At 71.7% G+C, this 10,097-nt stretch carries 7 protein-coding genes, 1 tRNA gene and 2 pseudogenes; 5 read left to right on the top strand and 5 right to left on the bottom strand.

Features of this window, described 5'->3' with window-relative positions; genetic code table 11:
• Positions 1 to 256 (bottom strand): annotated as a pseudogene (locus FV223_RS11790) (type 1 glutamine amidotransferase); the annotation flags it as partial.
• A gap of 251 nt (positions 257 to 507) precedes the next feature.
• Here FV223_RS11790 and FV223_RS11785 point away from each other — a divergent pair.
• From FV223_RS11785 to FV223_RS11770, 4 genes are all read left to right on the top strand, one after another.
• Entirely contained in the window at positions 508 to 2,010 is a 1,503-nt protein-coding gene (locus tag FV223_RS11785; RefSeq protein ID WP_147727226.1) for an ATPase domain-containing protein, read from the top strand.
• Complete coding sequence (locus FV223_RS11780; RefSeq protein ID WP_147727225.1) at positions 2,007 to 4,061, top strand: ATP-binding protein; 2,055 nt, start codon at positions 2,007 to 2,009, stop codon at positions 4,059 to 4,061. The genes FV223_RS11785 and FV223_RS11780 overlap by 4 nt, the downstream gene beginning before the upstream one ends.
• 38 nt (positions 4,062 to 4,099) lie before the next feature.
• Positions 4,100 to 4,429, top strand: coding sequence for a multidrug efflux SMR transporter (locus tag FV223_RS11775; protein WP_147727224.1), 330 nt, complete (start codon positions 4,100 to 4,102; stop codon positions 4,427 to 4,429).
• Between the two features lie 80 nt (positions 4,430 to 4,509).
• Positions 4,510 to 4,593: transfer RNA gene (locus FV223_RS11770), tRNA-Tyr, on the top strand.
• A 173-nt stretch (positions 4,594 to 4,766) separates the two neighbouring features.
• On the opposite strand, the gene FV223_RS11765 is transcribed toward FV223_RS11770, so the two are convergent.
• Positions 4,767 to 5,510 carry a YggS family pyridoxal phosphate-dependent enzyme gene (locus tag FV223_RS11765; RefSeq protein WP_147727223.1) on the bottom strand — a complete coding sequence of 248 codons (744 nt, stop codon included), beginning with the start codon at positions 5,508 to 5,510 and terminating at the stop codon, positions 4,767 to 4,769.
• A gap of 283 nt (positions 5,511 to 5,793) precedes the next feature.
• Here FV223_RS11765 and leuS point away from each other — a divergent pair, with 283 nt between their 5' ends.
• Positions 5,794 to 8,394: a leucine--tRNA ligase gene (gene leuS / locus FV223_RS11760; RefSeq protein ID WP_147727222.1), complete on the top strand. Its 2,601-nt coding sequence runs from the start codon at positions 5,794 to 5,796 to the stop codon at positions 8,392 to 8,394.
• 180 nt (positions 8,395 to 8,574) lie between these two features.
• On the opposite strand, the gene FV223_RS11755 is transcribed toward leuS, so the two are convergent.
• The 3 genes and pseudogenes from FV223_RS11755 to FV223_RS30335 all read right to left on the bottom strand — a co-directional run.
• Positions 8,575 to 8,940, bottom strand: coding sequence for a response regulator (locus FV223_RS11755; protein WP_147727221.1), 366 nt, complete (start codon positions 8,938 to 8,940; stop codon positions 8,575 to 8,577).
• A gap of 150 nt (positions 8,941 to 9,090) precedes the next feature.
• Positions 9,091 to 9,660: a hypoxanthine phosphoribosyltransferase gene (gene hpt / locus FV223_RS11750; RefSeq protein ID WP_147727220.1), complete on the bottom strand. Its 570-nt coding sequence runs from the start codon at positions 9,658 to 9,660 to the stop codon at positions 9,091 to 9,093.
• A 79-nt stretch (positions 9,661 to 9,739) separates the two neighbouring features.
• Positions 9,740 to 10,097 (bottom strand): annotated as a pseudogene (locus FV223_RS30335) (hypothetical protein); the annotation flags it as partial.

Below are 10,097 nucleotides of genomic sequence, written 5' to 3'. Positions count from 1 at the left end.
GGCGCGTCACCGCCGGGCTGCGCTCGCCGACCTTCAGGGGCGAGCCGGTGAAGATCACGCCGTCGTAGGCGGTAAGCGCCGCGCCGTCGGGCAGGGCGGCGTCGGCGTCGGCCGGGCTGAGCAGCCGGCATTGCGCCTCCGGGCGATAGGCGTGGACGACGTCGGCGTAGGATTCGGCCGAGGTGCGGCCGGTGACCGCGACGTGCTGGGCGCGGTCGTCGCGCGTGTTGCCGTCCGCGATGAGCAGTCGAAGCATGGGGGCCTTGCGGGAGATCGTCGGGATCCGGTCACGGGCAACGTCCGGCGCCGCCCGATGGTGCTGCGGCATAGGTGCAGCCGCGACGCCGGGCGTGATCCGGCGCCGGTCCGGACGATCGCCGCGGTGCCCGCCATCCGAGGGGCTCGGGACCTATCGACGGCTGCCGCGTTGAGGCAGGGCCGTTCCTGAGGCAAAGCACTCCCTCAGGGGCCGCCGGCCGAGCGCCCGATCCACCCTGCGTGATGACGATGACGACTGATCAGACACCGCGCGTCGCACCCTACGTCCGGGACACCCTGTCGACTGGGATCGCCGGGCTCGACGACGTCCTGTCCGGCGGCCTGACCAAGGGGCGGCTCTACCTGCTCGAGGGCACGCCCGGCGCCGGCAAGACCACGCTCGCCCTGCAGTTCCTGCTCGACGGCGTCGCGCACGGCGAGAAGAGCCTCTACGTCACCCTGTCGGAGAGCGCCGAGGAGCTGCGGGCCTCGGCGGCGTCGCATGGCTGGTCGCTCGACGGCGTCGAGCTCTACGAGCTCGTCAACGAGCTCGGCCTCGACCCCGAGAGCGAGCAGTCGATCCTGCACCCCTCCGAGGTGGAGCTCGGCGAGACCGTCCGCGAGGTCATCGAGCGGGTGGACGCGCTGCAGCCGAACCGCGTGGTGTTCGACAGCCTGTCCGAATTGCGGCTGCTCGCCCAGAACCCGCTGCGCTACCGCCGCCAGATCCTGGCGCTGAAGCAGCTCTTCGCGGCGCGGGGCTGCACGGTGTTCCTGCTCGACGACGGCACCACCGACGTGCAGCTCCACAGCATCGCGCACGGCGTCCTGCTCCTGGAGCACACCCCGCGCGAGTTCGGCGCGGGACGGCGCCGCCTCCGCGTCCTGAAGATGCGCGGCGTGAAGGCGCGGGGCGGGTACCACGACTTCGTCCTCGAGACCGGCGGGATCGAGGTGTTCCCGAGCCTGATCGCCGCCGAGCACCACGCCGACTTCGCGCCGGTGACCGTCACGACCGGCGCGCCGGGCCTCGACCTCCTGCTCGGCGGCGGGCTGGTGCGCGGCACCAACACGCTGCTGCTCGGGCCGTCCGGGGCCGGCAAGACCACGACCGCGGTGCGCTGCATGCTGGCGGCCCTGGAGCGGGGCGAGAAGGCCACCTACTTCCTGTTCGACGAGGGCCGGGCGACCCTGCTGGCGCGCGCGGCCATCCTCGGGATGGACCTGCAGCCGCACATCGCCGACGGCGACCTCAGCATCGCGCAGATCGATCCGGCCGAGCTGGCGCCGGGCGAGTTCGCCTGCCGCGTCCGCGAGGCGGTGGAGCGGGACGGCGCGTCCTGCGTCGTCGTCGACAGCCTCAACGCCTACATCCACGCGATGCCGGGCGAGCAGTTCCTGATCCTGCAGATGCACGAGCTGCTGACCTACCTGAACCAGAAGGGCGTCACGACCCTGCTGGTTCTCGGGCAGCACGGCGTCATCGGCGAGGTCCGCTCCGACATCGACCTGAGCTATCTCAGCGACGGCATCCTCCTGTTCCGCTACTTCGAGGCCAAGGGCGAGGTCCGAACCGCGCTCTCGGCGGTCAAGAGCCGGGTCAACGCGCACGAGCGCACGATCCGCGAGCTGAGGCTCTCCCGCAACGGGATCCAGGTTGGGGAGACGCTGACCGACTTCGAGGGCGTGCTCTCGGGCCTGCCCGCCTACGGCGGCAAGGTCGCGATGCTGCGCAGCGACACGGCGGAATGAGCCGGCCCGGCCCCGACGAGACCCGCGTCCTCATCCTGGCGCCGCGCGGACGCGACGCGGTGGTGATGGAGCAGCTGCTGGCCAAGTCCGGCACCGCCGCCACGGTCTGCGCCGACGGGGCCGCGTGGCTCGCCGGCCTCGAGGCCTCGGCCGGCTCGGCGATCGTCACCGAGGAGGCGCTGGCCGAGGTCGACCCGGACGCCCTCGCGGCCTGGATCGATCGCCAGCCGCCCTGGTCGGACTTCCCGTTCATCATGCTGGCGACGCGCCAGGCGGGGCGCCGCCCGGCGCGGGGGGCGGCCATGGTGGAGCGCCTCGGCAACGTCGTGCTGCTGGAGCGCCCGATCAACGCCGAGACCCTGATCAGCGCCGTCGCCTCGGCGCTGCGGGTGCGGCGGCGCCAGTACCAGGCGCGCGGGCACATCCGCGAGCGCGAACAGGACCAGGAGCGCCTGCGCGTCGCCAACGAGACCCTGGAGCGGCGGGTCGCCGAGCGCACCCGCGAGGTCGAGGCCGCCCGCGAGACCCTGGCCTTCGCCCTCGATTCCGCCGGCATGGGAACCTGGGACCTCGACCTCCTCACCGACACCGCCCGTCGGTCGGCCCGCCACGACGCGATCTTCGGCTACGACGCGCCGCTCCCGCATTGGGGCCGGCAGACCTTCCTCGCCCACGTCCACCCGGAGGATCGGGAGGCGGTGACGGCGGCCTTCGCGCAGGCGGCGCGGGCGGGGACGCTCGACATCGAATACCGGATCGTGCGCCCCGACGGGGCCGTGCGCTGGATCGCGGCCAAGGGCCGGGCGGAATACCGCGCCGACGGCACGCCGGTCCGCATGGCCGGCATCGTCCTCGACCGCTCCGACCAGCGCAACACCGAGGAGGCGCTGCGCCAGGTGCAGAAGATGGAGGCGATCGGCCAGCTCACCGGCGGCGTCGCACACGACTTCAACAACCTCTTGACGGTCATCGTCGGCGGCCTCGACATGGTCCTGCGCAAGCCCGACAACGTCGAGCGGGTCAAGCGCCTCGCCGACGCCGCGATGACGGCGGCCCGGCGCGGCGAGCAGCTGACGCAGCAGCTCCTCGCCTTCTCGCGCCGGCAGATGCTGCGGCCGCAGACGCTGAACCCGAACCGCCTGCTCATCGACTTCCGGCCGCTGGCCGAGCGCGCCGCCGGCGCCGCGATCGAGCTCGCCTTCGACCTCGACCCCGCCCTCGACCCGATCCGCGTCGACCCCGCCCAGTTCGAGGCGGCGATCCTCAACCTCGTCGTCAACGCCCGCGACGCGATGGAGGCGGGAACCGGCAGCGCCCGGATCGAGGTCCGCAGCCGCAACGTCCGGCTCGACACCGCGGCCGTCGCCGACAAGGGGGTGCCGCCGGGCGCCTATGTCGAGATCGCGGTGTCCGACACCGGCAGCGGCATCGCGCCGGACCTGATGGCGCGGGTGTTCGAGCCGTTCTTCACCACCAAGGAGGTCGGCAAGGGCACCGGCCTCGGCCTGAGCCAGGTCTACGGCTTCACCCGCAGCGCCAAGGGCTTCGTCGCGATCGAGTCCGAGGTCGGGCGCGGCACCACCTTCCGCTTGCGCTTCCCGCGCTCGGCCGACCCCGCCGGCGAGGAGACGGGCATGGGCGAGCGCGGCGTGCTGCCGCTGCGCCGCGCCGGCGAGGGCGAGACCGTGCTGCTCGTCGAGGACGACGAGCAGGTCCTCACCATGGCCGTCGAGAGCCTGGAGGAGCTGCGCTACAAGGTCGTCGTCGCGCGCAACGCGGCTGAGGCGCTGGCCCATCTCAAGGACGTCCAGCGCATCGACATCCTGTTCTCGGACGTGATGATGCCCGGCGGCATGAACGGCTCGCAGCTCGCCGCCGAGGCGCAGCGCCTGCGGCCCGGCCTCAAGGTCCTGCTCACCTCGGGCTACGTCGCTGACCTCGACGAGGGCCAGGTCATCGGCCGCGGCGAGCTCCCGGTGCTCAACAAGCCCTATCGCCGCGACGAGCTCGCCCGGTCGCTCCGCCTCGTCCTCGGGGCCGACGACGCCTGAATGGGCCGCCGATCCGACGAACCAGGAGTGCAGCGGCCGTGAACTGGATCTATCTGGCGATTGCGATCGTCGCCGAGGTGATCGGCACCAGCGCGCTGAAGGCCTCCGCCGGGTTCTCGCGGCCGGTGCCGCTGCTGATCACGGTCGCGGGCTACGGGGTCGCGTTCTTCTTCCTCGCGCTCACCCTGCGGACGATCCCGATGGGGGTCGCCTACGCGGTCTGGTCGGGCGTCGGCATCGTCCTGATCTCGCTCGTCGGCTGGCTGATGTTCCGCCAGGGCCTCGACGCCCCGGCCCTGATCGGCCTCGGCCTGATCGTCGCCGGCGTGGTGGTGATCAACGGCTTCTCGAGCACCGCCGGGCACTGAGCCCCCGGCCGCGCGGCACGGTTGACACGCCGCCCCCCCCTCACCATAAGGGCCCCGCGCAGCCCGATGGGCTGTCCTTTGGGGGAATGTCCCGAGCGGCAAAGGGGGCGGACTGTAAATCCGCTGCGTAAGCTTCGTAGGTTCGAGTCCTACTTCCCCCACCACGTCCTTCCTTGCGATCATCACCGGCATCGCCCTGCTTCGCACGGGCCTTGCCGCGCCGGGCGAGCCTCCGGGCGGTCCGTGACGGCGGCGGATTTCGCCCTGCGACCGCAGGGTCCGCCAGCTCGCCCAAGGCAACCTTCCGTCGTCGTTGCCGGCGACGGCCCGGCGCGGATCAGGCCTTCCGCGTCCGCGCCCCGAAGATCGACGTGCCGACCCGGACATGGGTCGCGCCCATCTGGATCGCGGCCGGGTAATCGGCGCTCATGCCCATCGAGAGGATCGGCAGGTTGTGCCGCCGGGCGAGCGCGGCGAGCAAAGCGAAGTGGGCCGAGGGCGGGTCCTCCACCGGCGGCACGCACATCAGCCCCTGGATCGCCAGCCCGTGGGTGCCGACGCATTCGGCGAGCAGCACGTCGAGGGCGTCGGGCGAGACGCCGCCCTTCTGCGGCTCGTCCCCGGTGTTGACCTGGATCAGCAGCTTCGGCGTGCGCCCCGTGCGGGCGATCTCCTTGGCCAGCGCCGCGGCCAGGGACAGCCGGTCCAGCGAATGGATCACGTCGAACAGCTCGACCGCCTCGCGCGCCTTGTTCGATTGCAGCGGCCCGACGAGGTGGAGTTCCACGTCCGGGTAGCGGTCCTTGAGCGCGGGCCACTTGGCGCGCGATTCCTGCACGTAGTTCTCGCCGAACAGGCGCTGGCCGGCTTCGAGGGCCGGCAGGATGCCCTCGGTCGGCACGGTCTTCGAGACCGCGATGAGGCGGATGCCGGCGGGATCCCGCGCGCAATCCTCGCTCGCCCGGGCGATCCCGGCCAGCACCTCGGCGAGGCCCGCGGCGACGTCGGCCTCGCCGACGGGCGGTTTGCCGGAGATCGGCGGCTCCGAGGTCGGGGGCGTATCGATCGGCGTGTCGGTCATTGAAGTCCTTTGGGCGGGTCGTCCGGCCATCGCCGGGGAAAGGTGGGCGGGCCCGCGGCGCTGTCCAACGCCGCCGCGCGGGTGAGGGCGATTCTGCACCTCAATGCCGGGATCGCGCGCCCGGCGCAAAGCCATCTGTGCTTGCATCCGCCACAGGGATCACGCGCCGATGGATCGGCCTCGATTGCCACGCCGGCAGATCCGTTGGCCGAGCCCGCCGCGAATGTGCTAACGCCGCCGCTTCCCCGGTCCGCCCCGCCCGATCCCGGTTTTCGACGACGCCATGACCCATCCTCCCAGCCACCAGACCCTCGAGCGCTACAACGCCAAGGATTCCGAGCCGCGCTGGCAGGAGGCCTGGGCGCAGGCGCGGCTGTTCGAGACCGACAACGCCGACGCCCGCCCGAAATACTACGTGCTGGAGATGTTCCCCTATCCGTCGGGGCGCATCCACATGGGCCACGTGCGCAACTACGCGATGGGCGACGTGGTGGCGCGCTACAAGCGGGCAAAGGGGTTCGCGGTGCTGCACCCGATGGGCTGGGACGCCTTCGGGCTGCCGGCCGAGAACGCCGCGATCGAGCGGAAGACCAACCCGCGGGACTGGACCTACGCCAACATCGCGACGATGCGCGGGCAGCTGCAATCCATGGGCCTGTCGCTCGATTGGAGCCGCGAGATCGCGACCTGCGATCCGGACTACTACAAGCACCAGCAGCGCATGTTCCTCGACTTCCTCGGCAAGGGGCTGGTTACGCGCCGCACCGCCAAGGTGAACTGGGACCCGGTCGACCACACCGTGCTCGCCAACGAGCAGGTGATCGACGGGCGCGGCTGGCGCTCGGGTGCGCCGGTCGAGCAGCGCGAGCTGACGCAGTGGTTCTTCAAGATCAGCGACTTCGCGCAGGATCTCTACGACGCGCTCGACGGTCTCGAGCGCTGGCCGGAGAAGGTCCGGCTGATGCAGCGGAACTGGATCGGGCGCTCGCAGGGGTTGCAGGTCCGGTTCGCCCTCGCGACGGCGGTCGAGGGGGTCGGCGAGGCGATCGAGGTCTACACCACCCGGCCCGACACCCTGTTCGGCGCGCGCTTCCTGGCGATCGCCGCCGACCATCCCGTGGCGGCGGCCCTGTCCGGCGCGAACCCGGCGCTGCAGGCCTTCGTCGACGAATGCCGGCGCATGGGCACGGCGCAGGCGGCGATCGACACGGCGGAGAAGCTCGGCTTCGACACCGGGCTCACCGTGCGCCATCCGCTCGACCCGTCCTGGACGCTGCCGGTCTACGTCGCGAACTTCGTGCTGATGGAGTACGGCACCGGCGCCGTCTTCGGCTGCCCGGCGCACGACCAGCGCGATCTCGACTTCGCCAACAAGTACGGCCTCGGCAACACCCCCGTGGTCTGCCCCGAGGACCAGGATCAGGACAGCTTCGTCATCACCGACACCGCCTTCGACGGCGACGGGCGGATGATCAACTCGCGCTACCTCGACGGCATGACGACGGGCGAGGCCTTCGAGGCGGTGGCGAACCGCCTGGAGGCGGAGGTCCTCTCCGGCCGGCCGGTCGCAGCCCGCAAGGTGCAGTTCCGCCTGCGCGACTGGGGCGTGTCGCGCCAGCGCTACTGGGGCTGCCCGATCCCGATCATCCACTGCGAGGCCTGCGGCCCCGTGCCGGTGCCGGTCGCCGACCTGCCGGTGAGGCTGCCCGAGGAGGTCTCGTTCGACCAGCCCGGCAACCCGCTGGAGCGCGACCACGCCTGGCGCACCGTGCCGTGCCCGTCCTGCGGCGCGGCGGCGCGGCGCGAGACCGACACGATGGACACCTTCGTCGACTCGTCCTGGTACTACGCCCGGTTCACCGCGCCGTGGCTCGCCGACCGGCCGACCGACCCGGCGGCGGTGAACCGCTGGCTCGCCGTCGACCAGTATATCGGCGGCATCGAGCACGCGATCCTGCACCTGCTCTACGCGCGCTTCTTCATGCGGGCGATGCAGGCGACCGGCTGGTCCGGCGTCTCGGAGCCGTTCGCCGGCCTGTTCACCCAGGGCATGGTCGTCCACGAGACCTACAAGGACGCGGCCGGCGCTTGGGTGCCGCCGGCGGAGGTGCGGTTCTCGACCGAAGACGGCGAGCGACGCGGGTTCCACGTGAAAACCTCGGCGCCCATCGCGATCGGCCCGATCGAGAAGATGTCGAAGTCGAAGAAGAACGTCGTCGACCCCGACGACATCATCGCCTCCTTCGGCGCCGACACCGCGCGCTGGTTCATGCTCTCGGATTCGCCGCCGGAGCGCGACGTGATCTGGACGGAGGAGGGCGTGCAGGGCGCCGCCCGCTTCGTGCAGCGGGTGTGGCGGCTGGTGAACGCCGCCGTCTCGGCCACCGGATCGGGCGGCGGCGACGCGGCCTTGCGCAAGGCCGCGCACAAGGCGCTCGCCGCCTTCGGCGAGGACGTGGAGCGCCTGCGCTTCAACCGCTGCGTCGCCCACGTCTACACCCTCGCCAACGCCCTCGAGGACGCGTTCCGCGGCGGCGCCTCGGCGGCGGCCGGCCGCGAGGCCGCCGGCATCCTGGTCCAGCTGATCGCGCCGATGATGCCGCACCTGGCCGAGAGCTGCTGGGCGGTGCTCGGCCGCGACGGGCTGGTCGCGCAGGCGCCGTGGCCCGGCTTCGACCCCGCTTTGCTGGTCGAGGATACGGTCGCTCTCCCGGTGCAGGTCAACGGCAAGAAGCGCGCCGACGTCACCGTCCCGCGCGACGCCGACGCGGCGGCTGTCGAGGCCCTGGTGCTCGCCGACGAGGCGGTGCGGCGCGCCCTCGAAGGCCGGACGCCCCGCAAGGTCATCGTCGTGCCCGGGCGGATCGTGAACCTGGTGGTGTGAGGGATCCCACCGTCGGCCCCTCAACGCGCTCCGTCATTCCGGGGCGCCGCAGGCGAGCCCGGAATCCAGAGCCGCCGGGACGGGTGATCGAGGCACGATCAGCGGTTCTGGATTCCGGGCTCTGCTTCGCAGCCCCGGAATGACGGGGAGGGATCGACGCAAGGCCTCGCCGGCTGCCCCTCAGGCCGCGAGCGCCCGGCTCACCGTGGCGCGCAGGTCCGCCAGCGAGAACGGCTTCGTCAGCACGTCGGTGACGATGGCGTCGAGGCCGCGCGCGCGCTCGCGCTGGTCGGCGAAGCCGGTCATCAGCAGGATTGTCAGGTCGGGGAAGTCGCGCTTGGCCGCGAGCGCCAGCGCGATGCCGTCCATCAGCGGCATGCGGATGTCGGTGAGCATCAGGTCGAAGGCGCCGTCGGATTCGTTCAGCCGGTCGAGGCCGTCGCTGCCGTCGATCGCCGTGACCACGGCATGGCCGTCGATCTCGAGGCCTCGCTTGAGGAAGCCGCGAACCGTCTCTTCGTCATCCACCAGAAGGATGCGCGCCATGTCGCCTGTATTTGATCCACCGAGGGAAGGCCGGCCGGCCCGGACACGTCTAGAGATCGTCTAAACATCGGCCGTCCTGTCAAGACATTTGAGGACGAAAAGCCTGGAAGTGCCGGAGGGTTGCGAAAATGCCGCGTCCCGAAACGCGGTTCAGGCCCCGCCGAACAGGTCCGGATCTTGGCTGTCGTAGTCGACGACGCCGACGAAGGGGAGCTGGCGGAAGGCGTGGGCCGCATCCATGCCGTAGCCGACGACGAAGGCGTCGGGGCAGGTGAAGCCGACGAAGTCGGCGTCGATCTGCACCGCGCGCTTGCCCGGCTTCTCGAGCAGCACCGCGGTGAGGACGCGCGAGGCGCCGCGGGCCATCAGCAGGTCCTTGGCGAAGACCACCGTGCGGCCGGATTCGAGGATGTCGTCGACGAGCAGCACGTCGCGGCCGCGCACCTCGCTCTGGACGTCGCGCAGGATCTCGACCTGGCCGGAGGAGATCGTGCCGGTGCGGTAGCTCGACAGGTGCACGAACTCGACCTGCGGCGACAGCCCGACCCGGTGCAGGGCCCGCAGCAGGTCGGCGGCGAACATGAAGCTGCCCTTCAGCACCGCCACCACGAGCAGGTTCTGCGGGGCGGCCGCCTTGATCTCGCGGGCCAACGCCTCGTTGCGCGTGGCGATGGTGGCTTCGTCGAAGAGGACGCGGACGCGTCGGGAGGGCGTGGTCATGCGCCTCCATACCCTATTCCGGCGCCGTCCGGCCACGGCCCGCCGGCGGAAAATCGACGGCGGCGCGGTCGCCCGCGACCTACTCCGCTTTCGCCGTCTCGGGTCTGGCCGTCTCCGGCCTGCCCGACTCCGGCTTGCCCGCATCCGAGAACCGGACCTCGATGCCGCGGCCGTGCTCGGGCGGATCGGAAAACCGGCCGGCGAATCGCGCGGTCTCGCCCTGCGCCAGCCGGCTGCGCGGCGGGGCGATGGTGTAGGTCCTCACGACGCCCGCGGCGGCGTCGCGCATCACGACGCTGATCGGCGGCACCAGCACCCCGCCGCGGGCGATGCCGACGAGGTCGCCCTCGACCGCGAGCTCGGCCGGCTTCTCGCCGTCGGCCGGGGTGCGGACCGCGGCGACGTCCCGGATCTCGAGGCCGCGCAGGTTCACCGGC

This window comes from Methylobacterium sp. WL116 (genome assembly GCF_008039455.1).
In the GTDB taxonomy this organism is placed as follows: domain Bacteria; phylum Pseudomonadota; class Alphaproteobacteria; order Rhizobiales; family Beijerinckiaceae; genus Methylobacterium.
This window is presented reverse-complemented; position numbering and strand designations above follow the sequence as displayed.

What these genes read in the sequence shown, in the direction of transcription:
- FV223_RS11755 (WP_147727221.1), bottom strand. Translation starts at nt 8,940, where the DNA reads ATGGCGCGCATCCTTCTGGTGGATGACGAAGAGACGGTTCGCGGCTTC.
- leuS (WP_147727222.1), top strand. Translation starts at nt 5,794, where the DNA reads ATGACCCATCCTCCCAGCCACCAGACCCTCGAGCGCTACAACGCCAAG.
- FV223_RS11785 (WP_147727226.1), top strand. Translation starts at nt 508, where the DNA reads ATGACGACTGATCAGACACCGCGCGTCGCACCCTACGTCCGGGACACC.
- hpt (WP_147727220.1), bottom strand. Translation starts at nt 9,660, where the DNA reads ATGACCACGCCCTCCCGACGCGTCCGCGTCCTCTTCGACGAAGCCACC.
- FV223_RS11765 (WP_147727223.1), bottom strand. Translation starts at nt 5,510, where the DNA reads ATGACCGACACGCCGATCGATACGCCCCCGACCTCGGAGCCGCCGATC.
- FV223_RS11780 (WP_147727225.1), top strand. Translation starts at nt 2,007, where the DNA reads ATGAGCCGGCCCGGCCCCGACGAGACCCGCGTCCTCATCCTGGCGCCG.